We start from the raw sequence: 24768 nt of genomic DNA, 5'->3' as shown, positions 1-24768 counted from the left end.
ACGAAAGAGTGAACTTAAACAAAATTTAGCGGAATTTCGAGACAAATGGATTTTCTGTTTCCCAAAAACGATAAGGATAATGCACTGCTTCTAATGAATTTCCAATGCCCACACGTGGCCCAACTGATACATCTTGAACCGGATTTCCTCGAGCAATATACAAGGGTTTTTCCGTAAAATGATGGCCGTAATAATCCATCGTAATGGCCATTGCCTTAGTCAGTTTACCCGGTCCACTCGTCCATTGCTTTATCGGCATATGTCTGCCTCGCAGTTCTCCCATTAGTTCAATACCTTCTACCGGTTCAACTGCACGAATCAAAATCGCTCGCGGAGTGTCTTCAGCTTCAGCAACGACATTGATTAATGTATGAGTATGCATTTGATACGTATAGACAAGTCCTGGTTTTCCGAACATAACTTCTGTGCGCTTTGTACGACGGTTACCGAAACTGTGAGCGGCTCGATCTTCCGCGCCCAAGTAAGCTTCGGTTTCCACAATGCGTCCAGCAACAATTCCTTCTGGTAATTCATGAACAAGAATTTGGCCAAGCAAACTACGAGATAGCTCCAATGTTGAAGTGTCAAAGAAGTCTGCGGTTACTGGTGTAAACATCAAATTCCCTCCTAGCGGTATTTTACCGATTAAGCGGTTGTTACTGCACGGATGAGGGGCTCAATTTCTTCGATTTTACCAGCATTAAAAGCTTCAACAATCGCACTACCTACGATAAAGCCATCGACATCATCACGCAGCATATCCACGTGACTGCTCTTTGAAATCCCAAATCCTGCATAAACCGGAACCGGACTTTTCTTGCGGATTTTTTGCATAAACGTTTTTACATCTTGCGATAATTCATCGCGTGATCCTGTAATTCCTTTAATGGTTACTGCATAAACAAACCCTTCTGCTTCGCGCAAAATATCATCTAAGCGTACATCCGTTGTCGTTAACGTCACTAATTGAATCAATTTGATGTTTTCTTTATCCAAATATGGCTGAACCAATTGTTTATGTTCATACGGAAGATCTGGAATAATCACACCAGAAATTCCGGCTTTTCCACATTCAGTCGCAAAGCGCTCTACGCCAAACTTCAGCACAGGGTTCAAATAGGTCATCACTAGCAAAGGAATTTTAATATCAAATGTCCAGCTTTTCAGTTCTTCTAGAACTTTTTGCAGAGTAACACCTTGTTTTAAAGCACGATTACCCGCCGCTTCAATGGTAGGACCATCTGCTACTGGATCCGAAAAAGGAATACCAATTTCAATAGCCGTCACACCTGCTCCTTGCAAGTATTGAACTTGCTCTCTCAAGCGTTCAAGACCTCCATCTCCTGCCATAACATAAGCGACAAACGCTTTATTCCCTGAACTTTTTAGTTGTTCTAATCGATTCATGACAGACCCTCCAGTTTTTCCGCATATGTCGCCATATCTTTGTCACCACGTCCGGATACACAAATAACCAAAATCTGATCAGCCGTCATTTGCTTCGCTTGTTTTTGGGCTTCTGCAATGGCATGAGCCGATTCAAGCGCTGGAATAATTCCTTCGAGACGCGACATGCTAATAACTGCAGCTAATGCTTCATCATCCGTAATTGAACGGTATTCCACACGACCCGTATCTGCTAAATGAGCGTGTTCTGGACCAATGCCCGGATAATCAAGACCCGCTGAAATCGAATGCGCTTCTTGTACTTGACCCGCATCATCTTGCAATAACTTCATAAATGCTCCGTGAAGAACTCCATCTGTTCCTTTTGTTAATGTCGCAGCGTGTTTATCCGTATCAACGCCTTGACCAGCCGCTTCAACACCAATCAATTCGACTTCTTTATCTTGGATAAACGGATAAAACATACCAATCGCATTACTACCGCCGCCAACACAAGCTAAAATCGTATCAGGTAAACGTCCTTCTTTCTCCAAGATTTGGCGCTTCGTTTCTTCACCAATGACACTTTGAAAATCACGAACCATCGTTGGGAACGGATGAGGTCCTAATGCCGATCCGATCAAATAATGGGTATCTTCGACATTCGCTACCCAGTAACGCAAGGCTTCATTGACCGCATCTTTTAATGTGGCACTGCCTTTTGTGACACTTTCAACGCGTGCTCCTAATAATTTCATACGGAAGACGTTTAGTTGTTGGCGTTTAATGTCTTCTTCACCCATAAAAATAACGCAATCTAAATCGAAAAGTGCACAAATTGTTGCTGTTGCAACACCATGTTGTCCAGCTCCCGTTTCTGCTACAATTTTGCGTTTGCCCATACGCATGGCAAGTAGCGCTTGCCCAATGGCATTGTTTACTTTATGAGCGCCTGTATGATTTAAATCTTCTCGTTTCAAATAAATTTTAGGACCGCCATACGCTTCTGTCATTCGCTTCGCAAAAGTAAGAGGTTGTTCACGTCCAACATACTCTGATAAATAATGGTGATACTCTTTATGAAATTCCGGATCTTCTTTCACTTCGTTATAAGCATCTTCTAATTCTTTAACTGCTTTCATCAAAGTTTCAGGTACAAATTGACCGCCATACTTGCCGAAAAAGCCCACTTTCTCTATTGTCTGTTCCACCGAATCATCCTTTACTTGTTTAATAAACTCTTGTATTTTCACTGTATCTTTACGGTTATCGGTTTCGACACCACTTGAAACGTCTACCATATAAGGAGTTGTTTGTTCGATTGCAGCATGAACATTCCCTGGATTCAAGCCACCCGCTACAATAAGTCGCGCAGGATCAATATCTACCCCTTCAAGCAATGACCAGTCGAAGACATTGCCACTACCTCCGCGGTAATCGGTACCTGGTGCATCTACTAAAACATAATCAGCTAATGATCGTTTTAACTTCGCGACATCTTCTTTCGTGCGAATCGAAAAAGCTTGAATAACTGGAACTTTAATCGCCTTAACTAACTCATCAGGTTCGTCTCCGTGAAGCTGAACCATCGTCAGCGGAACACCAGCTACTGTGTCTTCAATTTCTTTTAAAGAGGCATTTACAAACACCCCAATTTTATCAGTATCTATCGGAACATACTTTGCTAGCTCAGCTGCTTGTTCAATCGTTACTTGGCGCTTGCTCGGAGCAAATACAAACCCAACCGCATCTGCACGACTTGCCGCTTGGACGTGCTGTTGTTCTTTCAAGCCACAAATCTTTACTTTAGTCATTTTAGCGCCTCCTCACTCGTCGCTTCACGAATCCAATTGCCTGGATCCTCAGATCGCATTAATGCTTCACCAACTAAAATACCAGAAGCTCCTTTAGCGTAAGCAAATTGCGCATCTTCTTTTGTATGCATACCACTTTCACTAATTAATACCCGACCTTCGTCAAACGGAAATTGTTCAGCTAGTCGCGCAGTACGTTCAATCGATACTTCAAAGGTCTTTAAATTGCGATTATTAACACCGATTAATTTGGCATCAAGCTCTAATGCTCTATGTAACTCTTCTTCATCGTGAACTTCTACCAAAACTTCAAGTCCTTTAGAGAGAGCATAAGCATTTAGGCTTTTTAGCTGTTGCTGTTTTAATGCCGCTACAATCAATAAAACAATCGTAGCTCCCGCTTGCTTAGCACGATCAATTTGAATTTCACTAACCATAAAATCTTTGCAAAGCACAGGAATCGAGACAACTTGCGCGACTTCGTGCAAGTCATGAATGGATCCTTTAAAATACGTTTCATCGGTTAGCACTGAAATTGCTGCAGCCCCTGCTTCTTCGTACTTTTTCGCTTGCGCTACAATATCTACTTCTGTTTGGATATCTCCTTTAGAAGGAGATGCGCGTTTAATTTCTGAGATGACACCATTTCCATCTAATAGACGTTGTAGCAACTTTGATTTTTTTGGAAAAGCATCAGTTAAAACAAGTGGCGTATATCTTTTAATTTCTTCGTGTTTCGTCGCAATAATTTCATCTAATATCGTCATACAAATACCCCCGCTGCTAACCGGTGCAAGTCAAAGACCCGCGCGGTTTCGCCTGATTGAATTGAAGTTCTCGCTTGTTTCACACCTTCAGCAACTGTTCCTGCTTTACCGCTAACGTATAATACAACACCTGCATTTAATGCCACCGTATCTAAATACGGGCTGTCAGCGCCTGATAATACATCCATGAAAATTTCTGCGTTACGTTTTGGGTCGCCACCGCGAATCGCTTCTACCGGCGCAACTTCTAAACCAACTTCGTGCGGATGAATCGTCATCTCTCGCTTGCCCTGTTCATCGAAGACGATCAACTCATTCGTACCTGCAAGCGACAGTTCATCTAGTCCGCCTGCCCCGTGAACCAAAGCGCCTTTTTTTCGACCCAGTCGAATTAAAGCATCTGCCATAGGTTCTAACATATCGCGGCGGTAAACACCGGTCATTTGAATTGTAATTGGTAACGGGTTGGCTAAAGGTCCCACTAAGTTGAAAATAGTTGGTGTTCCAATCTCTTTGCGAATTTGGCGTAATCCTCCGAGCGCTGGATGAATCGCTGGTGCAAAAAGGAGCGCGATGCCAGTTTGATCAAGCATCGTCGGAATTGATGCAATATCCGTTTCAGTGGAAATCCCAAGTGCTTCTAACACGTCCGAACTGCCTGTTTTGCTTGAGACACTTCGATTGCCATGCTTCGCGACCGTTAAGCCACATCCTGCTAAAACAAAAGCCGTCAATGTACTGATGTTAAAGCTATTCGAACGATCGCCACCCGTTCCACAAACATCCACAAGTTCTCCTTCAACTTTCGGAAGAGTTACAGCTTTTTCACGCATCGCTTTAACCAAACCGACTAGCTCGTCTGCTGTTTCACCTTTCGCGTGCAAACCCGATAAAAAACTTTTTACTTGTTGCTCATTTATATCGCCATTCAATATTTTCATTGATTTTTCATACATCATTTGTTCACTCATATTCTCTGCTCTGCTCATGCTAATCTCTCCTCGTCTCGTTTTTTGGATACAAAAATCCCCGCAATCAGATAGCTATCTGATTGCGGGGACGGGTTAAAACCGCGGTACCACCACGCATTAATGCAGAATTATTCTACATTCACTTAAACAGGCTCTTCACCTTTCCCTTTAACGCAGGGCTTACGTCTCCCTTACTCGCTTCCGCTTTCAGGTCAGCTCTCCTAAGTCCATTCGCGCAGTTTATCTAATCAGCTTCCACCAGCCGCTGACTCTCTAAATAGATTCCCCTGCCTACTCGTCTCAATCCTCGATTTATACACTCTTCTATTCTCGTCTTTTCTAGGCTCTACTCTCAAACAGACTTGTTTCCGTTCAACAAGTTGTCCCTTATACTAAAAGGTTTTGTATATTCTGTCAAGTATAAAGAAAAGCGTAAGCGCCCGTGGAGATTCGACGGGCATAAGACAAACCAACAGAGTGGCGTTCTTTGCCACACAGCTGGGTTGGCTTATGACCCTAGAATCTGGGCGCTGGAGCCTGGACACAGAAAAGCGTAAGCGCCCATGGAGATTCGACGGGCATAAGACAAACCAGCAGAGTGGCGTTCTTTGCCACACAGCTGGGTTGGCTTATGACCCTAGAATCTGGGCGCTGGAGCCTGGACACAGAAAAGCGCAAGCGGTCGCATAACTCTGACACATAAAAAGCGCAAGCGCCAAAAACTTTGGACGCTAGCGCTTTCAAACTAAACCTCACTGATAATAACCATCCAACTCTTTCCGCAACGCGGCTTTCAGGAATTTCCCAACCGAGGTTTTCGGCACTTCTTTCAAAAAGACCACATCGTCCGGAACCCACCATTTGGCGAATTGACTTTCAAGGTAAGTCAATAATTCCGCTTTCATCGCTTCATCTTCGTTATACCCTTCTTTCACAACCACACAAGCAAGTGGACGTTCCATCCACTTTTCATGAGGAATGGCGACAACGGCCGCTTCAAAAACAGCTTCATGAGTCATCAATGCATTTTCTAAATCAACAGAAGAAATCCATTCGCCCCCACTCTTAATCAAATCTTTCGTGCGATCCGTTAATTTAATGTAACCATCTGGATTGATGACGGCGATATCACCGGTATACAGCCAACCATCTTTAAACGCCTCTTCTGTTCGTTCGTCTTTGTAGTATTCATCAGCAATCCATGCACCTTTAACGTTTAGTTCACCCATCGTTTCGCCGTCCCACGGTGCGTCACCGTTTTCGTTGACGATACGCACTTCTAGTCCTGGCATAGGCAAACCTGCCATCGAGCGACGTTCAATGCGTTCGTCCATCGTCATGTCAGCCATCGCAGACGTCGTAATCGCCAAGCTTACAAGTGGAGCCGTTTCTGTCATGCCGTAACCTGTCACAAATGGCACATTATACTTTTCTTCAAACGCTCGGATTAATCCTTTAGGGGATGCCGAACCACCGCAAATAATCATTCGAAGCGTTTCGATATTACGCGGATTGGCTTCTAATTCTTTTAATACACCCATCCAAATCGTCGGCACACCAGCCGTCAACGTTACTTTTTCCGATTCAATCAAATCCAATAGCATACCAGGCGCAAAGCCTGGTCCTGGTAAAACTTGAGTGGTACCAAATAGAACGCCCGCGAACGGCAATCCCCACGCATTCGCATGGAACATAGGAACAATGGATAACGCGATATCCCGTTCTGATAAGCCCATTGAATCCGACATACCTAACGCATAACTATGAAGCACAAGGCCGCGATGCGTATAAACAACACCTTTCGGATTACCCGTTGTTGCGGACGTGTAACACATGCCTGCTGGCGTATTTTCATCCAAGTCTTCTGGAAATTCAAAACTGCCGTCTTCTGCAGCTAACAACTCCTCGTAAGAATGAACATTTTCAAGTGTTGTTTCTGGCAAGTCTTTTCCGTCTTGCATGATGACAAAATGCTTAACAGATTTAAGCATCGGTGCCAATTTTTCAATTAACGGAAACAAATCATGATCGACCAATAAAATTTCATCTTCTGCATGGTTAATAACATACGCAATATGTTCATGTGATAAGCGAATATTAATCATGTGAAGAATCGCACCTGCACCAGGCACACCAAAATACAATTCAAGATGACGATGATGATTCCAAGCAAAACTGCCAACTTTCGTACCATGACTCATACCAAGTCCAGTTAAAGCAGCAGCGAGTTTACGAGTTCTCACTGCAAATTCTTTATAAGGAATTCGGTGAATCATATCTTCTCCAGTTCGTGAAATAATCAATTTCTCAGGAAAATAGCGTTCTGCTCTTTTTACGAAAGACGATAATAATAACGGCGAATCCATCATGTGACATCCAGCTCCTTTTTCTCTCTATTTTTCCCTCATGAAAAACGGGTGTTCATGTCTCTCGTGCGCTGTTAACACAGGAGCTAGACAAGCATCCACCTGCAGTGATAGTTGATACCATTCACACCAATCTTTCGATTTAAAAAAATTCACTATTTCCTGATGTTCTAGGCTTTCCAGAGACTTCTCTCCCCACTCTAGCCATTGGGGATTGCCTACAAATTCACAAAAATTCCGCCAGAACTTCTCCTCTAACGCCCCTAACGTTATATAGCGCCCGTCTTTTGTTTCGTAAATAGCGTAACTGACTCGGGTTCCACCAATTTCCGGAATCCCATTTTCAGAGATACCCACCGCGTGGTAACGATCATGATTCCCGAGAAACTCCGCCATTACTTCAACTAAAGCAATATCCAGGTATTGACCATGTCCTGTTCTAAATTTCTTCAGCAAAGCAGCAAGTATTTGTTCTGTCGCCATCAACCCACCCGTAAAATCAGCGAACGTATTTGTTGGATGAATAGGTCTCCCTGACGCATCTTTTAATTGGTCTAAAGCTCCCGATAATGCCATATAGTTTAAATCATGACTGCCTAACCGCGCCATTTCACCGGATTGACCGTACCCCGATAACGAACAGTAAACCAAATCAGGCTTCAAGCTCTTTAGGCTGTCATAATCCAACCCCAATTTTTTCATCACACCTGGACGAAACGTTTCAATGAGTGCATCTGCACTTTTTACTAATTCCAACATTTCCATATGACCTTCGGTTGTTTTCAAGTCGATACGGATGATATTTTTACCCCGATTATTCGCTTGATGAACATGCCCCCCACTCATATAACGAGCAGGATCGCCTTCAGGTGGTTCGATTTTGATGACTTCTGCACCTAAATCAACAAGACGCATACTTGCATATGGACCCGGAAGATAATAAGTCACATCTAGTATGCGTACGCCTTTTAAGGCATCTTTCATTTAAAGGCCCATCCGTTTGGCAATAATGGTTTTCATTATTTCATTAGACCCAGCGTAAATCGCAGCTACTGGAATATCTCGGTACCGTCGTGCAATTTTGTATTCTTCCATATAGCCGTATCCACCATGTAGTTGCATGCAGTCACCAGAAATCTTTTTAGCTGTATCGGTTAACCAATATTTCGCCATTGATACTTTCGAAACGATGTCTTTTCCAGCCATATGTTCTTCAATTAATGATTCTAAAAACGAGTGACCCAATTCAATTTCTGTTGCCATTTCTACTAATTTGAATTGAGAGTTTTGGAACGAACCAATCGGCTTTCCAAAGGCTTTTCTTGATTTCACGTATTCCAAGGTCATATCAAGCATGTCTTCTGACGCAATTTGCGCTGCCAGGGCAACTACTAAACGTTCTTGCTGCAATTTTTCCATTAAATACGTAAACCCTTTGTTTTCTTCACCGATCAAATTTGCCGCCGGCACGATGCAATCCTCAAAGTACAGTTCGGATGTATCTTGTGCATGAAGGCCGACTTTATCAAGTTTCCGCCCTTTCTCAAAACCCGGCATTCCTTCTTCAACCATTAATAACGAAATTCCACGGTGCTTCGGCTCTGCTTTCGGATCTGTTTTCACAACAACCAACACCAATGTCGAATTTATGCCATTTGTGATAAACGTCTTTTGACCATTCACAATATAATTGTCACCGTCTCGAACAGCAGTAGTAGAGATGTTTGCTAAATCAGAACCTGCTCCCGGTTCTGTCATGGCGATAGCTGTAATGTGGTCACCTGAAACACAACCTGGTAACCAACGTTGTTTTTGTTCCTCGTTTCCGTAAGCTTCAATATAAGGAACTGTGATGTCGTTATGTAGTCCCACACCCGTCAAACTCGCACCCACGCGTTCCATTTCTTCTCCAATCACCACCGCATATCGAAAATCCAGACCAAGCCCACCGTATTGTTCATCTACTTGCGGACACAGAAAGCCCATATCTCCAAGCTTTTTCCAAAAGGATTTTGGAATGAGGCGATCTTTTTCCCATTGATCGTAGTTCGGAATCGCTTCTTTTTCTAAAAACTTACGCAAAGATTTACGGAACATGACATGTTCTTCTTCTTCAAAACGGTATTTCACCATCATTTTCATCCTCCTTATTTCGGTTGCATACGGATTGCACCATCTAATCGAATCGTTTCACCATTTAACATGGGATTTGATACAATGCTTTCTACTAATTGCGCATATTCATCAGGTTTTCCAAGTCGTTGTGGAAATGGTACTGCTGCGGATAATGATGCAATTGCTGCATCTGGTAATCCTTCAACCATCGGCGTTTCCATTAAGCCAGGCGCTATCGCCATCACACGAATTCCATCTCTTGCTAGTTCTCTAGCAATCGGCAACGTCATTGACACGACGCCACCTTTTGATGCGCTATAAGCAGCTTGTCCAATTTGCCCTTCATATGCTGCGACAGATGCTGTTGAAACAATAACGCCACGTTCTCCATCTTCGTTCGGCTCATTTTTTTGCATCGCTGCCGCTGCCACTCGAATTACGTTAAAGCTGCCGATCAAATTGACTTTAATGACTTTTTCAAATTGATCTAACGCAATTGGCGTGCCTTTAGACAGGACTTTTCCGGGAGTTCCGATACCCGCGCAATTCACAACCAAATTAATACTGCCCAATCGCCCTACTGTTTTACCGATATTTTGTTCGACTTGAGACCCGTTCGTCACATCAGTTTCCATGTAAATGACGGATTCTTCACCTAACTCATCAATTAGCTTTTTTGCACGTTCGGCATTCAAATCAAAAATAGCTGCTTTTCCACCATTTTTCACAATTCGGCGCACAGTTGCTTCACCAAGTCCAGATGCTCCACCTGTGACTACCGCTTTAACTTTTGAAAACTCCATTGTTCATCCCCCTTTGTTTACATGCTCATATTCTTTCTATAATGGTTGCGTTTGCCATACCCATCCCTTCACAAATTGCTAACAATCCATATCGTCCATTTGTTCGCTCTAGTTCATGCAGCAGTGACACAAGTAATTTTGTGCCAGTTGCACCGAGTGGATGCCCTAATGCTATAGCACCGCCATTAACATTTAACTTTTCAGAATCACCGCCAATATCGTGCAGCCATGCAAGCGGTACTGGTGCAAATGCTTCATTTACTTCATAACGATCCATATCGTCAATTTCAAGACCTGCTTTTGCGAGAACTTTTTTCGTTGCAGCAATAGGGCCTGTCAACATCAAAGTTGGGTCAGAACCAACCACTGAACGTGCGATAATTCGCGCTTTAGGCTTTAAACCAAGCTCTCTTGCTTTTTCAGCTGACATCAACAAAACAGCAGAAGCACCATCACTCATTTGACTCGCATTTCCTGCAGTAATGACACCATTTTCATCAAATACCGTTTTCAAACTCCCTAAAACTTCTTGAGTTGTTCCAGGACGTGGACCTTCATCTTCGGACACTACTATCGCTTCACCATGTGGCCCCTCAGTTTGTATTGGTACAATTTCACGCTTGTAGCGACCTTCTTTAATAGCATGTTGTGCCCGCTCATGACTTTGTACTGAAAAAGCATCAAGTTGCTCGCGGGTAAATCCCCATTTTTCGGCAATACGCTCTGCTGATAATCCTTGGTTGATAATCTCGTATTGGTCCGTTAGTTTCTTACTCGGTTTTGCTCCTTGCATATTGGAAAACATCGGAACGCGCGTCATACTTTCTACGCCTCCTGCGATGACAATATCCATATCCCCCGCTAAAATTGCTTGGGCACCAAAATGGACAGCTTGCTGACTTGAACCACATTGACGATCAATCGTAACGCCTGGAACATAGTCCGGAAATCCTGCAATTAATGCAGCCGTCCGCGCAATATTACCGCCCTGTTCACCAGCTTGCGAAACACAGCCTAAAATAACGTCTTCTATATCACTCTTCGCTACTCCAGCACGCGATACTAACTCGTCTAATACGACAGCCGCTAACTCATCGGGTCGCTCGTTGGTAAAACCGCCTTTTCTTCTACCTACCGGTGATCGTACACCTTCTATAATTACAACTTCTCTCATTTTATCCACCCCACCATTTTATTGAAACCGCTTACACTTAACAGAATTGAATGACTATTCACTCATTTATTCTATTGTACAAGAACCATTTCCTAAATGCTATAAGAAAAGCGTAGAAGTTAAAGCTTGGACTTTGAACAATGTCCATAAAAAAATTCCGCAGCCTATGCTACGGAATTTACTACTACTCTTCGATTAACCCTTTTTCAATCAAGAACTCACGAGCTACATCACTAGCTACTTCTTGGTCTACATCTACCCGAGAATTCATCGCGAGCATTTCTTCTTCAGAAATTTTCCCAGCCAATCCGTTCAATACATCTTCAAGCTCCGGGTACTCTTCGAGAGTTTCCAATCTTACAACAGGAGCTGCATCGTATTTCGGGAAAAACGAAAGATCATCTTCAGTCGTTGCTAAATCAAACAATCCAATGCGACTATCTGTAGTGAAAGCCGGAATGACATCTACTTCTCCACTTTTAACAGCCTCATACATAATAGCTGGGTCAAAGCTTTCTGTTGCTGCAAACTCAAATGGATATGTCGTAACTAAATCGTCAAAACCATCACCCTTCCGTTCATAAAAAGGATGTGGCGCTCCAAAACTCATATCTTCTGATTTCGAAATTTCGGCTAAGTCTGAATAAGTTTCTGCATCGTAACCACTATCTTTTGAATAAGCGAGCGTGTAGCCATTTTCAAAACCAAGCGGTTCTAACCAAGTTGCTCCCAATGTCTCTTCATATCCTGCTCGAACAATTTCTAATACTTCTTCAGAAGTTTGACCTGGAACTGATTCTTCTTTCAATACGTCTTTCATTCCGGTACCCGTATATTCAACATACATATCGATGTCGCCTTTCTCTAAAGCAGGCGTTAAAATCGATACTTCTCCTAATCCGTCTTCATATTCTACAGTATAATCTGAATTAGCCTCAATATATTCCCCAAGAATATAAGGCAAAATATACTGCTCAGTCCACGGCTTTCCACCGATAACAAGTGGATCTAATTCATCTCCACCTGACCCACATCCTGCAATAACTGTTGTTGCTGCCAAAAAAATTCCTAATGTTGCTTTTTTCATCTTATTTCCTCCTAAGTTTTCAACCCTTTTGGTGTCGCTCTTTTTTCAATCCACTTTAATATTTGGTCAAAACCGATTGCTAGAAGCGCAACCGGAAGCGCACCCGCTAACACTAATGAATTATTATATGATTGCAGTCCACGATAGATGATATCACCTAAACCACCTGCTCCAACAAATGTTGCAAGTGTCGCAATTCCTACAGTTAATACCGTGGCTGTGCGTATACCCGCCATAATAAATGGCAACGCCAGCGGCAATTCGATTTGTCGAAGAATTTGTGTACGCGTCATGCCCATGCCTCGACCTGCTTCAATAGTAGATCCATCGACCCCTGCAATTCCTGCATAAGTATTCCTTAAAATCGGCAATAATGCATAAATGATAAGTGCGATTAACGCGGTAGGCGATCCAATCCCTAGTATAGGAACTAAAAACCCAAATAAAGCGAGACTCGGAATCGTTTGGAACACAGCCGTTACGCCAATAATCGATTCAGCATAGCGACGGTAGCGCGTTATTAGTATCCCTAGCGGCAATGCAATCGCTATACCAACTGCTACTGCCACAAAAGACAAATACATATGTTCAATAAGAGCGCTAATAATCATATCTTGACGACTGACAAGTGTATCAAAGAAATTCTTCACGTTAATACCCCCATTTCTTTAGCAAGGGCCGCTTTCAATAAATCACGTTCGTTAGCATAAGCTACAATTTGATCGTTATTAATAATAGCTAAATAATCTTGATCGCTTTCATCTAATGTCGCAAACGCTTTTTCAAACGTAGATTCAGCTGATATTCTCTCAAACTCCCCTGACCAATCCGATGTAAAAATATCCAAAAACTCCACTAATTTTCTTTCGCCAAATGTGCGTTTTTGACTGATGCGCTCGATGCCAATAAAGTTTTGAACAAATTCGTTTGCTGGATTATCGATTAGTTGTTGCGGTGTTCCCGTCTGTTCAACTTTTCCAGCTCGCATGACGATAATAGTATCGGCAATTTTTAATGCCTCATCCATATCATGCGTTACAAATACGATGGTTTTATTGATGGTTTGTTGAAGGTTCCGAAGTTCATCTTGCAGTTGTTCTCTGCTGATGGGGTCGAGTGCCGAGAAGGGTTCATCCATTAGGACAATATTAGGATCTCCAGCGAGCGCTCGGACTACTCCTACACGCTGCTGTTGCCCTCCACTCAATTCAAGTGGGTAACGTTCCATATAAACTCCAGGATCCAAACCAACTAATTGGAGTAACTCACGTACCCGTTCTTCCTTTTTTTCTTTAGACCATTCAAGTAATTTCGGTACTAACGCCACATTATCCGATATGGTCATATGAGGGAACAACCCAATGCGTTGAATAACATAACCAATTGAACGCCTCAACTGAACTTCATCCATGTCATTAATAGGTTTTTCATCAATATAGATGCTTCCTTCAGTTGGCTTCTCTAATTTATTGATCATTTTCATCAAAGTTGTTTTCCCACAGCCGCTAGGACCGATGATGGCAGTCAATTGATGGGTTGGTAAAACAAGTGAAATATCTTTTAATGCTTCCGTGCCATCCGGAAAACGCTTAGTGACATTTTCAAAACGAATCATAGTCCTCACTCCCCCCTGCTTCTTTCAGCCTAGCCTTTTTATACCCTATAAAGTACCTTTTTACTCCTAAAATTACTTAAGGACATTTTATTCTTCTTTAAAAATGAGATGAACCGGATTGGCAATTTGCTCGTAGCCGATTTCTCTGTATATTTTATTGGACGTTGGGTTGGCAAGGTCTGTATAAAGCATAACAAAATCATACTCTAGCAACAATTCGTCTGTGACTTCAGCGACTAGGGTTCGCGCATAGCCCTTCGTTCTATAAGGCTTGGGTGTAAAAACAAAAGAAACGGTTATGCCATTTTTTGAAGGTCGTCCTTTTTTCATACAGGATACAATCGATCCCTCTACTTCCCACACATAGACTTCTTTCCTTTCTAAAAAATCCTCAATTCGTTGCGTAGCTTGTTCCTGTGTAGAATGACGATCGATCCCTGTTTCATCTTCAAATAATTTATACCACTCTATTAAAAGTTTCGCATCCTTATTACTTGCAACCCGCCAGGAGCCTACACTTTTTTGTAGACCTTTATTGACCGCATCAATGCGGTACAGACCTTGGTCCATTAACACTTTCACTTGTTCTTTTGTATGATTGGTCCAAGCTTTAGCGAATAGAAGAGACGTTTCTTGTTCGCCTACGATACCACTGACTTTGACACCAAGGTTTCGCAAATGATCGGCAATTTCTTTTTCAATTTCAGACCACTGTCGAAATACCACTAATTGCAATGCATGCGGTGGCGTCATTAAGCACGCTGCGACAATTTCATCATTTGTTTCTGCGAGCGCTAGAAAATAATCGTCATATTGATTGGCTTGAATCTGTCCAAGTATACCTAAAAATAAACTATTACTATCTTCATTCCGATTCAACAAAGGCGCTACCCGCTCTCCAAAAACGGATGAATCCGAGTAAATGATCAATTCCATATCTCCACGTCCATTTCTACCATGTTTTATCTCCATATAAAGGTATTAGCTATATTACGAACAATATCCTCTTTTTATTTCGGATAAAAAAACAACGTTCTTCGAGTTTACACTGAAGACGTTGTTTTTTAAGTTATTCCAATTCCATTTGTTTTGTTTCGGTTCCAAGAAAAGCAACAGCCATAGCTCCAATAAGGATGGCCCCACAGAAAATCGCGAAAATCACATTAATACCGATTCCAGCTGTTAGTAGAAACCCAACTAGTAGTGGTCCGAAAATACCACCGACACGACCAAATGCTGCAGCCATTCCCGTTCCAGTCCCACGGATAACCGTTGGATACTGTTCCGGAGAATAAGCGTACAGCGCACCCCAAGCCCCTAAATTAAAGAAGGACAAGAAAGCACCTGCCACAATCAATAAGGTAATTGTATCAGCATTACCGAAAGCTAAAGCACTGGCTGCTGTTCCGGTTAAATAAGTGACTAGCACAAATTTCCGCCCAATGCGCTCGATCAACCAAGCTGCTGTGAAATACCCTGGTAACTGCGCAAGCGTCATGATCAACACATACTGGAAGCTTTTAATAAGCGTGAAGCCTTTCAATACCATTACACTCGGCAACCACAAGAACATTCCGTAGTATGAAAAGACAACTGTAAACCAAACGATCCACAACATTACAGTAGGTCGTCTGTATTTTTTTGACCACACTTCTTTAATATTCGTAGAAATCGAACGTAACACGTCTTTTTTTGCGGAAAACTGTGGTGAATCCGGCAAATTGATGCGCAAATACAATGCATAAAATGCGGGTAAAGCGGTCAACAAAAGCGCTACGCGCCATCCGAAAGACGGAATGATAAAATACGAAATAATTGCCGCAACTAACCAGCCAGCCGCCCAGAAACTTTCTAGTAACACAATCACGCGACCACGTTCTCTCGCCGGCACACTTTCCGCTACCAAAGTAGAAGCTACCGGAAGTTCACCACCCAATCCCATTCCTACGAAAAATCGTAAAATCATAAATGCCGCAAGCGTTGTAGTAAAAGCAGAAATACCACTTGCAATTGAAAACAGTAAAAGTGTAATAATAAAAATTTTCTTTCGACCTACTCGGTCAGCATAAATTCCGAAAACAAATGCCCCAACCGCCATCCCGATCGAGTTCACACTCCCAATCCACCCCATTTGATTAGAAGTTAATCCCCAGTCTGCATGAAGAGCCGCAATTACAAAAGCTAAGATGCCGACATCCATTGCGTCAAAGAGCCACCCTAGCCCAGCAATGCCCAACAACTTATTTCGTGATATCGTACCTGGTTTTTTCTCAACTGAAATTGACATCATCATTCCCCTTGTCTTTACACATGTATAGCTATATCTTTACACCACTATACTCCGATGAAAGAATGGTGACAAGCTAAGAAATAAAGTCTATTTTTTCAAGCAACCGAAAGAGGAGCTTAACTCATTTCTGGCACTCCTCGTTAAGTGGATGAATTATTAGTTGTCGAGATAATTGCGGCATTAATACTGACCATCATGGCTGCTTGTTGCGCCTGCATCAACGCTTCCAGTGATGTTGAAAAAGCCATATCGACAATATCTTGACCTTTTATATTATCAGCCATCGTCTGTTGAACTGCCGTTGAAAATGCCATATCTTTGTACCAACGAAAAATTTTGTTGCTTTCAAGTTCACGAGTGTTTGACACAATTTCGTTTAGTCCATTGCCACCTACTCCTGTTACTGCCAAAAAACCGAGGGTAGGATATTGCGCATACTTAATTTTGATTTTTTCATCTTTGAAGAATTTCTGAATCGCTAATACTTTTCCGACCATTCCTGGACTGTAAACAGGGGATTCAAACGTCATAATTTGAGACAACCATTGAAGGTCATTGCCCATAGAAAATCCATGTTCACGCAAGTCTTTGTAATACATATTCATAGTCGCCGCTCGTTCTTCAAGCGCTCCTTCTCTGCCTCCCAATAAAGCTGCGTAAGGAATATCTTCATTCGATGTTAGAAATTTATGATGTTTCTTCATTTCTTCGTATAAAGCTCTTGCACGTTCTGCTTCCTCAAGATTTTTCATCAATAGCGCAGCTAAATACGTATAAGATGTTTTCCAAAATCCTGCATCGTTGAGTGCTTGTTGATTTTGATTAACCAATTTCAAGGAGCTTTCTATACTTTCTTCTTTTAACACCATAAAAGCAGCTGCAACATGGAGTAAATGGGATCGCAATGGAGATGTCCATCCTTCATTTTTTTTAATAACGTTGACGGCTTCCGTATGCAATCTTGCGTCAAATTTTTGTCCACGCCCTAAGTATATATTGGTGACAGCTAATGATATTCGCTTGTCCACTGCCCAGCCAGTAGTTTTTGACACTTCCGAGAAAGTTTGTTCAATGTGCTTACTATCCATCAAAAACGCCTCCTTTTCTCTTTATTACGAGCTAGGGAGGCGTTAGGTTTCACTATTAAACAATCAACACTAAACTGACAGCCATAACAGCCATGCCGGCTACTAGTCCATAAATAGATAGATGCGCTTCATCATAACGTTTTGCAGCAGGTAATAATTCATCAAGCGAGATAAAGACCATAATACCTGCAACACCCGCAAAAATAACACCAAACAACGTGTCACTTAGGAATGGCATTAAGAATAACCACGCCGCAATCGCTCCAACCGGCTCTGAAATACCCGACAGAAAACTATATTGTAAAGCTTTTAAACGACTTCCAGTTGCGTAGTAAATGGGGACTGAAACCGCGATACCTTCCGGGATATTGTGAATGGCTACTGCAATCGCAATCGCGATACCAAGAGCTGGATCTTGCATGGCCGACATAAACGTAGCAATGCCTTCAGGAAAATTATGAATACCAATCGCTAAGGCTGTAAAAATACCCATTTTCCGCAGTCGGGCATATTCATCATTCGTTGGTCCTTCATCCATATCCTCCACTTTTTTTACTTCATGCGGGTTTCCCAACTTCGGAAGGATTCGATCGATCATCGCCATGAAAATCATCCCACCAAAAAAACCTGCAAGAGTCAGCCAATAGCCAACAACTTCTCCTTGTGCGTTCGTCAACGCATCTTTTGCTTTGAAGAAAATTTCAATCATCGAAACATAAATCATAACTCCAGCTGAAAAGCCCAATGAAATCGACAAAAACTTCGTATTCGTACGAGACGCAAAAAATGCAATTAAACTGCCGATTCCTGTAGCCAATCCAGCAAAAAGAGTCAAACCAAGTGCAAATAAAACAGAACTATCCATAAATGAATGCGCCTCTTTTCTCCCTCTAGTGAATACAAATAGTATACGCTAAAAAAATTTTCACTAAAACTTTTTTCAATAATTTTTGAATGTTTCATTTACATACTTATTTCACTTTCCCTAAAAGCTCTTTTAACCTGCGCCAATCGTCATCTTTCAATTCTCGAACAGGTGGATTATAAAATACGCTAGCCGGGTGGAAAGTAGGGAAAATATGATAAACCTCATCAGTTTCTTTAAAGCAATCGTTTTTATCATCCCAGCACAATATCGGCGTTTCGATTAGTACTCCATGAAGTTCTGTAACTTTTGCTTTCGATCCAATCAATCTCTGTAACCCAACATTTCCTAAAGTTACAATTAACGGCGGATGAATGTCTCGAATTTCCGTATCCAATATGGGTGCGTGGGCAATGATTTCTTTTTTCGTCGGAGCTCGGTTATATTTTCGTTCGATTATCTCACCATTACGTTTCTTTTTAGTCCCCCATTTATAAGGCCTACTGCGAACAGCACTTGTTATATATACATCTTCTCTTGCCAAGCCAACACTGTGTAAAGAAGCCATTAGTTCTTTTCCTGCCCGTCCTGTAAAAGGAATCCCTGTTTCTACTTCATTTTCTCCTGGCGCTTCCCCAACTAGCATAATAGCCGGATTTTCAGGACCACTTCCCCACACAAAGCCTTCCACCGGATATCCATTGATTCTTTCTTTACCAAGTTCAGCTAATTCTTTTGAAATTTGATACATATAAAATCACTCCTAATTTTCATCTACGTGAGGAAACCTAACATTTAATAAAAAAACTTCTTGCATTATCAGAAAATATAAACTAATATGTTAACAAACCTAACACAAGGGAGAGAAAACCATGAAAAAGATTGAAACGATTATTCGTCCTTCCGTTTTTGGAGACGTTCGACAAGCTTTGGCACTTGAAGGAATAGACGGATTGAGTGTAACGGAAATTGCCGGAATCGGAAAGCAAGAAGGTCGAGTCGGCTTATTCCGAGGAAATTCCTACACGATGGAATTTTCTCCAAAACTCAAGTTAGAAATGGTAGTAGATGATCATAAAGTCGAAGATATCATTCAAGCTTTACTGGAATACGCATCAACTGGCCAAGTCGGGGATGGCAAGATTTTTATTTACCCTGTCGAAGAAGCTATTCGCATTAGAACTAAAGAACGCGGCACAGTCGCAATTGGATAAGGAGGAGATTGGATGGAAGCAGTTCAAAGTTCAGTAGATATGATATGGGTGATGCTCGGGGCTATGTTGGTATTTTTCATGCATGCAGGATTCGCTATGGTGGAGTCAGGATTTACACGTTCTAAAAATACGTTGAATATTTTAATGAAAAATATCATTACCGTTTCACTTGGTTCGATTCTTTATTTCATTGTTGGATATGCTCTTATGTTTGGTCCATCTTCTTTTGGACTAATCGGTACCCAAGGATTTGCATTATCCGGGGTTGAAGACATTGGTTTCTTCGTCTTCCAGGCAGTTTTTGCCGCTACTTGCGCAACCATCATTTCAGGAGCTGTGGCGGAACGGATGAACTTATCCGCATATATCCTGTTGACTATCGCCATGACCGCAATCATTTACCCGGTTGTCGGACATTGGGTGTGGGGCGGCGGCTGGTTGTCACAAATCGGCTTTATTGATTTTGCCGGATCAACGGTTGTCCATTTAACAGGGGGAGTAGCTGCATTTGTTGCCGCTTGGAAAATCGGTCCTCGCCTTGGCAAATATAGCGGGAAGTCCATCAACACAATTCCAGGTCATAGTTTACCTCTAGGCGCGTTAGGTGTTTTCATCCTTTGGCTAGGATGGTTCGGTTTTAACGGAGGCAGTACGCTTGCAGCTGACCCCACTCTAGTACCAGTCGTCATTGCCAACACATTATTGGCAGCTTCTTCCGGTGTTATCGCTACTGCAGGATATACACGACTGCGTTATGGTCGTATTGACGCTTCTTTAACTATGAATGGTGCACTTGCTGGTCTCGTCGGAATTACCGCAGGCGCAGCGAACGTCTCTTTTGTCGGAGCAATTGCTATCGGTTTACTGGCAGGTGTCATTATGACTGAAGCCATCCGCTTGCTAGACTCAAAAATCCGTATTGATGACCCGGTAGGCGCTATTTCCGTTCACGGAATCGCCGGTATTTGGGGAACACTTGCTATTGGTTTATTCGACACTACAGGTGGATTGTTTTACGGTGGTGGAGCAGAAATTCTTGGCATACAAGCTGTTGGCGTCTTCGCCGTCATTGCATGGGCTTCTATTTCTACCGGTGCTGTGTTATTGGCTATCAGCAGCTTCGTTCCACTTCGAGTTACTGCTGAAGACGAAGAAGCTGGGTTGGACTTTTCAGAACACGGATCACAAGCTTACTCGATGCAAGATGTTTTGCACGGCTCACCTGCCGGACACAACAATTCATTTGCGCACCGATTGAACCAGCTCGGCGAAGCACCTACTCCTTCTCCTAAAAAATCAATTTCTTGATACAAAACAAAAAGAAGTTCCTGAACTAGTTCAGGAACTTCTTTTTGTCATTTTTTATTCAAATGCAGATTGAACATCTCTTACCATTTGAGCGACAGACTTCAATCCACCACCTGACAAGTACCAGTAATCTGGATCTAAGTAGATGATTTTATCGTTTTTATAAGCGTTTGTTTTTTGAACTAATTCGTTTTCAAGCGATTCAGCTGCATTTGTCCCATTTCCGACTACTGCATTGCGGTCAACCACAAACATCATGTCTGGGTTCGTTTCCAAAATATATTCATATGAAATGCTTTGTCCGTGAGTAGAGGCTTCAATGCCTTCATCCGCTTGTTTTACACCAAATACATCATGGATCAAACCAAAACGCGAAGCTGCACCGTACGCACTTACTTTCCCTTCATTTGCAAGCGTAATTAATGCTTTTTCATCCGTCTCACTTACCATCGCTTTCACTCCTTCAATTTGTGCATCTATCGTTGCAAGTTCTTCACCCACTTGATCTTCTTCCCCAAAAATCTCACCAAGTGTTGTCATATTTTCTTCAAATGACTCCATGTAATTCTCTGTGTCTACAGCCATATAAATCGTAGGCGCAATTTCAGTAAACTCTTCGTACATATCTGCTTGACGTCCAGAAATAATAATCAAATCTGGATCCATTGCATGGATTGCTTCAAAATCAGCTTCTTTCAACGTCCCGACATTCTCGTATTTTTCCGCATCCTCGTATTTTTCTAAGTAAGCTGGTAAAGATTCTTGAGGCACTCCAGCAACCGCTTCAACGCCTAACTTATCTAGTGAATCAAGAACACCATAATCAAAAACCACTACTTTTTCTGGATTCTTGGTAAAAGTTGCTTCACCTAGTTCGTGCGTTACTGTCATTTCTTCTGTGTCTGCATTTGCTGTATCGGATTCTTTGGTTTCTTCTGTTGACCCACAAGCAGCTAAAACCGCTACCATCATTAACGTAAATGCGATCAATAACCATTTTTTCATATTGTTTCGAGCTCCTCTTTTTTAAGAATTAAAATACACACAAATCCTACAATTATTCATTTGTTGAATGGGAATATCCATATCATAAATTTCTTTTAATGCAGCACTTTGAATAATCTCTTCGGTTGGTCCGTCTTTTACGACGCGACCATTTTTCAATGCCACGATGCGATCCGAATAAACAGAAGCAAAGTTAATATCATGCAAAACAATGACTACTGTTTTGCCAAGGTCATCGACTAAGCGGCGTAAGATTTTCATAATTTGAACAGAATGTTTCATATCCAAATTATTTAACGGTTCATCTAACAAGATATAATCGGTGTCTTGCGCAATCACCATGGCGATAAATGCACGTTGGCGTTGCCCACCTGACAATTCATCAAGATAGGCGTTTTCCATTTCCTTTAAATCCATATAATCAATTGACTGATCGACCATTTTCTCGTCTTCGTCATTTAGGCGACCTTTCGAATAAGGAAAGCGACCAAACGAAACAAGCTCACGAATCGTCAAGCGGACGTTCATGTAGTTAGATTGCTTTAATATCGATACGCGTTTTGAGAACTCATTGGATTTCAACTTTTTGGTATTGGTTGAATCAATAAGCACTTCCCCAGTATCTGCATCTAACAAACGGCTGACCATCGATAGCAATGTAGACTTACCCGCACCGTTCGGTCCGATGAATGACGTAATTTGACCGCGTTGGATATCAACTGAGACATTTTCGACAACTTGTTTTTTTCCATATAGCTTTGTCAATTCACGAACTTGGATCATTTAGATCGACTCTCCTTTAATAGTAGATAGATAAAGTAAATTCCACCGATGAAATTGATGATGACACTCAATGTCGTATTGAAAGTGAAAATCCGCTCTACTACCCATTGGCCGCCAATTAGTGCAACGACACTGATCACAATAGAACCTGTCAGTAAAACCGAATGCTTATATGAACTGAAGAATTGATACGCTAAATTTGCAACGATTAATCCAAAAAAGGTAATGGGTCCAACAAGTGCAGTCGCAATCGCGATTAAAACGGCTGATAACACAAGCATTTGTTTAACTAATGCATCATAATTGACCCCTAGATTAATGGCTGTATCACGACCTAGCGTCAAAACATCTAAAGAGGCATTTTGCTTCCAAGCAAAAGCGATTAATAAGGTGATGATGACGAGCGACGTCCAAACCAAATCGGCGTTGACGTTGTTAAAGCTCGCAAACATTCGGTCTTGAATAATTGAAAATTCGTTCGGATCGATGAGCACTTGCAGGAAAGTTGTAATGCTTCCGAAGAAAGTTCCACAAATGATACCAACCAACAAGAGAAAGTAAATCGGACGATCATTCTTTTTAAACAGTAAGCGATAAAATAACAACGCGAAAACAACCATGACGGTAATCGACAACATGAAGTTCACTTGCTTGTTCACAATCGTCACGTGACTTGATCCTAGGAAAAAGACCAACAAAGTTTGAAGCAACATATAAAGTGAATCCAAGCCCATAATACTCGGTGTTAATATCCGGTTATGGGTAATGGTTTGAAAAACCACTGTTGCATACGCAATGGCTACACCCGTTAACACCATCGCAAAAACTTTCACGCCGCGTCTCGGCAAGGCATAATCAAAACTCCCGTTTAAATCTTGAAACAAGTACACTCCACAAGCTGCTAAAGCTAAGCCAATTAGTATGAGCATTTTATGTAAATCACGCATATACTTTCCTCCTAAACAATAAGAAGAGGAAAATAAAGCTTCCGATTACGCCCACCATCAAGCTGATGGAGATTTCGTACGGGTAAATTAGTACTCTTCCCAAAATATCGCACACTAATAAGAAAATAGCGCCAAACATTGCCGTATGGGGCAATGTTTTTTGAAGATGATCTCCTTTAAAGATCGAGACGATGTTCGGGATAATCAACCCAAGAAACGGGATAACCCCTACCGTCAAAACAACTGTCGCCGTAATCAAGGCTACGAGTGTCAATCCGATGTTTACAACACTGCGATATTTCATGCCCAAATTCTTTGAGAAATCTTCGCCCATTCCAGCTACCGTAAATCGGTTAGCATAAAGATAGGCGATAACAAATACCGGCACACTGATGTAGAGAAGTTCATAACTTCCTTTCATAACCATGGAAAAGTCACCTTGTAACCAAGCAGACATGTTTTGAATAACATCTGCTCGATAAGCGAAAAATGTTGTAATGGATGACAAGATGTTCCCAAACATCAACCCAACTAAAGGAATAAATATCGCATCTTTAAATTTGATGCGATTAAGAATTTGCATGAAAAGAAATGTTCCAGCAAGTGCAAAAGCAAAAGCTACTGTCATTTTTTCTAGCATCGACGCATTTGCGAACAAAAGCATGGATACGAGAATACCAAGCCGAGTAGCATCTAATGTACCTGCTGTTGTCGGAGACACGAATTTATTGCGACTTAACTGCTGCATAATGAGTCCTGCCATACTCATTCCTGCACCCGCCAGCAAAATCGCAACCACCCGCGGCAGACGGCTAATTAAGAATATTTGTGTCTCTTCCGATTGGAAGTCAAATAAATCAACTATACTGATACTGCTCACACCGACAAACAAGGAAATGATCGACAGTATGATTAATATTGGTATTAAATAGCGTTTTTTCATAGCTGTCCCTCATCTGTCTTCAATAATGATTATTGATTAGTTGATAGTGATAATCATTATCACTGACTTACCTATTTCAGTATAGCATCCACTAAAAGTCAGTCAATGATTAAATGAGAATAATTTTCATTTAGATATAAATTCGTACTAATTCATCAAATTTATAACATTGTTATCACTAGAAAAAAGAGCCTACCAAATTGGTAGGCTCTCTAACTTTATTCATT

The 24768-nt window shown here is 41.7% G+C and carries 24 protein-coding genes and 1 other annotated feature; of the genes, 2 read left to right on the top strand and 22 right to left on the bottom strand.

Translation table 11 applies throughout. The features are described 5' to 3' along the window. Positions 1 to 25 precede the first annotated feature (25 nt). The 18 genes from BBI08_RS02385 to BBI08_RS02295 all read right to left on the bottom strand — a co-directional run bounded on the left by BBI08_RS02385 (position 26) and on the right by BBI08_RS02295 (position 19092). Positions 26 to 616 (bottom strand): DNA-3-methyladenine glycosylase, encoded by a 591-nt coding sequence (locus BBI08_RS02385; RefSeq protein WP_008498770.1) that lies wholly within the window; start codon positions 614 to 616, stop codon positions 26 to 28. Between the two features lie 29 nt (positions 617 to 645). Continuing rightward, positions 646 to 1407, bottom strand: a complete 762-nt coding sequence (gene trpA / locus BBI08_RS02380; protein ID WP_008498769.1) for a tryptophan synthase subunit alpha — start codon at positions 1405 to 1407, stop codon at positions 646 to 648. After that, on the bottom strand, positions 1404 to 3200 hold the full coding sequence (gene trpB, locus BBI08_RS02375; RefSeq protein WP_008498768.1) for a tryptophan synthase subunit beta: 1797 nt from the start codon (positions 3198 to 3200) through the stop codon (positions 1404 to 1406). Before trpB ends, trpA begins: the two co-directional genes overlap by 4 nt. Continuing rightward, a complete protein-coding gene (gene trpC, locus BBI08_RS02370; protein WP_008498767.1) occupies positions 3197 to 3967 on the bottom strand; it encodes an indole-3-glycerol phosphate synthase TrpC in 771 nt (256 codons plus the stop codon). Before trpC ends, trpB begins: the two co-directional genes overlap by 4 nt. Beyond that, on the bottom strand, positions 3964 to 4986 hold the full coding sequence (gene trpD / locus BBI08_RS02365) for an anthranilate phosphoribosyltransferase (protein WP_330217578.1): 1023 nt from the start codon (positions 4984 to 4986) through the stop codon (positions 3964 to 3966). Before trpD ends, trpC begins: the two co-directional genes overlap by 4 nt. 33 nt (positions 4987 to 5019) lie before the next feature. After that, positions 5020 to 5255, bottom strand: a binding site (T-box leader). 435 nt (positions 5256 to 5690) lie between these two features. Further along, positions 5691 to 7307, bottom strand: coding sequence for a long-chain fatty acid--CoA ligase (locus tag BBI08_RS02355; RefSeq protein WP_008498765.1), 1617 nt, complete (start codon positions 7305 to 7307; stop codon positions 5691 to 5693). A 24-nt stretch (positions 7308 to 7331) separates the two neighbouring features. Further along, a complete protein-coding gene (locus BBI08_RS02350; RefSeq protein ID WP_008498764.1) occupies positions 7332 to 8288 on the bottom strand; it encodes a CaiB/BaiF CoA transferase family protein in 957 nt (318 codons plus the stop codon). Further along, on the bottom strand, positions 8289 to 9437 hold the full coding sequence (locus tag BBI08_RS02345) for an acyl-CoA dehydrogenase family protein (protein ID WP_040851141.1): 1149 nt from the start codon (positions 9435 to 9437) through the stop codon (positions 8289 to 8291). It lies immediately after the preceding gene. Positions 9438 to 9451: 14 nt separating this feature from the next. Then, a complete protein-coding gene (locus BBI08_RS02340) occupies positions 9452 to 10222 on the bottom strand; it encodes a 3-hydroxyacyl-CoA dehydrogenase (protein WP_008498761.1) in 771 nt (256 codons plus the stop codon). A 25-nt stretch (positions 10223 to 10247) separates the two neighbouring features. After that, a complete protein-coding gene (locus BBI08_RS02335) occupies positions 10248 to 11396 on the bottom strand; it encodes a thiolase family protein (protein ID WP_008498760.1) in 1149 nt (382 codons plus the stop codon). 184 nt (positions 11397 to 11580) lie between these two features. Beyond that, on the bottom strand, positions 11581 to 12483 hold the full coding sequence (locus tag BBI08_RS02330; protein WP_040851111.1) for a glycine betaine ABC transporter substrate-binding protein: 903 nt from the start codon (positions 12481 to 12483) through the stop codon (positions 11581 to 11583). 11 nt (positions 12484 to 12494) lie between these two features. Beyond that, on the bottom strand, positions 12495 to 13133 hold the full coding sequence (locus BBI08_RS02325; RefSeq protein WP_040851110.1) for an ABC transporter permease: 639 nt from the start codon (positions 13131 to 13133) through the stop codon (positions 12495 to 12497). After that, on the bottom strand, positions 13130 to 14098 hold the full coding sequence (locus BBI08_RS02320; RefSeq protein ID WP_065528453.1) for an ABC transporter ATP-binding protein: 969 nt from the start codon (positions 14096 to 14098) through the stop codon (positions 13130 to 13132). The genes BBI08_RS02325 and BBI08_RS02320 overlap by 4 nt, the downstream gene beginning before the upstream one ends. Before the next feature lie 87 nt (positions 14099 to 14185). Beyond that, complete coding sequence (locus BBI08_RS02315) at positions 14186 to 15070, bottom strand: GNAT family N-acetyltransferase (RefSeq protein ID WP_237146567.1); 885 nt, start codon at positions 15068 to 15070, stop codon at positions 14186 to 14188. Positions 15071 to 15167: 97 nt separating this feature from the next. After that, positions 15168 to 16385, bottom strand: a complete 1218-nt coding sequence (locus BBI08_RS02310; protein WP_008498756.1) for an MFS transporter — start codon at positions 16383 to 16385, stop codon at positions 15168 to 15170. A gap of 143 nt (positions 16386 to 16528) precedes the next feature. Then, positions 16529 to 17476, bottom strand: a complete 948-nt coding sequence (locus BBI08_RS02305; RefSeq protein WP_065528452.1) for a DUF4003 family protein — start codon at positions 17474 to 17476, stop codon at positions 16529 to 16531. Positions 17477 to 17531: 55 nt separating this feature from the next. Further along, positions 17532 to 18341, bottom strand: a complete 810-nt coding sequence (gene zupT / locus BBI08_RS02300) for a zinc transporter ZupT (protein ID WP_065528451.1) — start codon at positions 18339 to 18341, stop codon at positions 17532 to 17534. Between the two features lie 106 nt (positions 18342 to 18447). Beyond that, complete coding sequence (locus BBI08_RS02295) at positions 18448 to 19092, bottom strand: uracil-DNA glycosylase (protein ID WP_065528450.1); 645 nt, start codon at positions 19090 to 19092, stop codon at positions 18448 to 18450. A gap of 121 nt (positions 19093 to 19213) precedes the next feature. Here BBI08_RS02295 and BBI08_RS02290 point away from each other — a divergent pair, with 121 nt between their 5' ends. Next, positions 19214 to 19555, top strand: coding sequence for a P-II family nitrogen regulator (locus BBI08_RS02290; RefSeq protein ID WP_008498752.1), 342 nt, complete (start codon positions 19214 to 19216; stop codon positions 19553 to 19555). A 12-nt stretch (positions 19556 to 19567) separates the two neighbouring features. Next, positions 19568 to 20863, top strand: coding sequence for an ammonium transporter (locus BBI08_RS02285; RefSeq protein WP_008498751.1), 1296 nt, complete (start codon positions 19568 to 19570; stop codon positions 20861 to 20863). Between the two features lie 54 nt (positions 20864 to 20917). On the opposite strand, the gene BBI08_RS02280 is transcribed toward BBI08_RS02285, so the two are convergent. The 4 genes from BBI08_RS02280 to BBI08_RS02265 are packed head-to-tail and all read right to left on the bottom strand — an operon-like array spanning position 20918 to position 24541. Beyond that, positions 20918 to 21868 (bottom strand): siderophore ABC transporter substrate-binding protein, encoded by a 951-nt coding sequence (locus BBI08_RS02280; protein WP_008498750.1) that lies wholly within the window; start codon positions 21866 to 21868, stop codon positions 20918 to 20920. Between the two features lie 21 nt (positions 21869 to 21889). Then, positions 21890 to 22651 carry an iron ABC transporter ATP-binding protein gene (locus BBI08_RS02275; protein WP_008498749.1) on the bottom strand — a complete coding sequence of 254 codons (762 nt, stop codon included), beginning with the start codon at positions 22649 to 22651 and terminating at the stop codon, positions 21890 to 21892. Next, positions 22648 to 23598, bottom strand: coding sequence for an iron chelate uptake ABC transporter family permease subunit (locus BBI08_RS02270; protein WP_008498748.1), 951 nt, complete (start codon positions 23596 to 23598; stop codon positions 22648 to 22650). Before BBI08_RS02270 ends, BBI08_RS02275 begins: the two co-directional genes overlap by 4 nt. Beyond that, positions 23591 to 24541, bottom strand: a complete 951-nt coding sequence (locus BBI08_RS02265; protein ID WP_040851106.1) for an ABC transporter permease — start codon at positions 24539 to 24541, stop codon at positions 23591 to 23593. The genes BBI08_RS02270 and BBI08_RS02265 overlap by 8 nt, the downstream gene beginning before the upstream one ends. Positions 24542 to 24768: the final 227 nt, after the last annotated feature.

Source organism: Planococcus halocryophilus, assembly GCF_001687585.2.
GTDB classification, from domain to species: domain Bacteria; phylum Bacillota; class Bacilli; order Bacillales_A; family Planococcaceae; genus Planococcus; species Planococcus halocryophilus.
The sequence above is the reverse complement of the archived record's forward strand: the minus strand, read 5'-3'. Positions and strand labels throughout refer to the sequence as shown.

Coding starts and splice junctions, on each gene's coding strand:
- BBI08_RS02385 (WP_008498770.1), bottom strand. CDS start 616: ATGTTTACACCAGTAACCGCAGACTTCTTTGACACTTCAACATTGGAG.
- trpA (WP_008498769.1), bottom strand. CDS start 1,407: ATGAATCGATTAGAACAACTAAAAAGTTCAGGGAATAAAGCGTTTGTC.
- trpB (WP_008498768.1), bottom strand. CDS start 3,200: ATGACTAAAGTAAAGATTTGTGGCTTGAAAGAACAACAGCACGTCCAA.
- trpC (WP_008498767.1), bottom strand. CDS start 3,967: ATGACGATATTAGATGAAATTATTGCGACGAAACACGAAGAAATTAAA.
- BBI08_RS02355 (WP_008498765.1), bottom strand. CDS start 7,307: ATGATGGATTCGCCGTTATTATTATCGTCTTTCGTAAAAAGAGCAGAA.
- BBI08_RS02350 (WP_008498764.1), bottom strand. CDS start 8,288: ATGAAAGATGCCTTAAAAGGCGTACGCATACTAGATGTGACTTATTAT.
- BBI08_RS02345 (WP_040851141.1), bottom strand. CDS start 9,437: ATGGTGAAATACCGTTTTGAAGAAGAAGAACATGTCATGTTCCGTAAA.
- BBI08_RS02340 (WP_008498761.1), bottom strand. CDS start 10,222: ATGGAGTTTTCAAAAGTTAAAGCGGTAGTCACAGGTGGAGCATCTGGA.
- BBI08_RS02335 (WP_008498760.1), bottom strand. CDS start 11,396: ATGAGAGAAGTTGTAATTATAGAAGGTGTACGATCACCGGTAGGTAGA.
- BBI08_RS02330 (WP_040851111.1), bottom strand. CDS start 12,483: ATGAAAAAAGCAACATTAGGAATTTTTTTGGCAGCAACAACAGTTATT.
- BBI08_RS02320 (WP_065528453.1), bottom strand. CDS start 14,098: ATGATTCGTTTTGAAAATGTCACTAAGCGTTTTCCGGATGGCACGGAA.
- BBI08_RS02315 (WP_237146567.1), bottom strand. CDS start 15,070: ATGGAGATAAAACATGGTAGAAATGGACGTGGAGATATGGAATTGATC.
- BBI08_RS02310 (WP_008498756.1), bottom strand. CDS start 16,385: ATGTCAATTTCAGTTGAGAAAAAACCAGGTACGATATCACGAAATAAG.
- BBI08_RS02305 (WP_065528452.1), bottom strand. CDS start 17,476: ATGGATAGTAAGCACATTGAACAAACTTTCTCGGAAGTGTCAAAAACT.
- zupT (WP_065528451.1), bottom strand. CDS start 18,341: ATGGATAGTTCTGTTTTATTTGCACTTGGTTTGACTCTTTTTGCTGGA.
- BBI08_RS02295 (WP_065528450.1), bottom strand. CDS start 19,092: ATGTATCAAATTTCAAAAGAATTAGCTGAACTTGGTAAAGAAAGAATC.
- BBI08_RS02290 (WP_008498752.1), top strand. CDS start 19,214: ATGAAAAAGATTGAAACGATTATTCGTCCTTCCGTTTTTGGAGACGTT.
- BBI08_RS02285 (WP_008498751.1), top strand. CDS start 19,568: ATGGAAGCAGTTCAAAGTTCAGTAGATATGATATGGGTGATGCTCGGG.
- BBI08_RS02280 (WP_008498750.1), bottom strand. CDS start 21,868: ATGAAAAAATGGTTATTGATCGCATTTACGTTAATGATGGTAGCGGTT.
- BBI08_RS02275 (WP_008498749.1), bottom strand. CDS start 22,651: ATGATCCAAGTTCGTGAATTGACAAAGCTATATGGAAAAAAACAAGTT.
- BBI08_RS02270 (WP_008498748.1), bottom strand. CDS start 23,598: ATGCGTGATTTACATAAAATGCTCATACTAATTGGCTTAGCTTTAGCA.
- BBI08_RS02265 (WP_040851106.1), bottom strand. CDS start 24,541: ATGAAAAAACGCTATTTAATACCAATATTAATCATACTGTCGATCATT.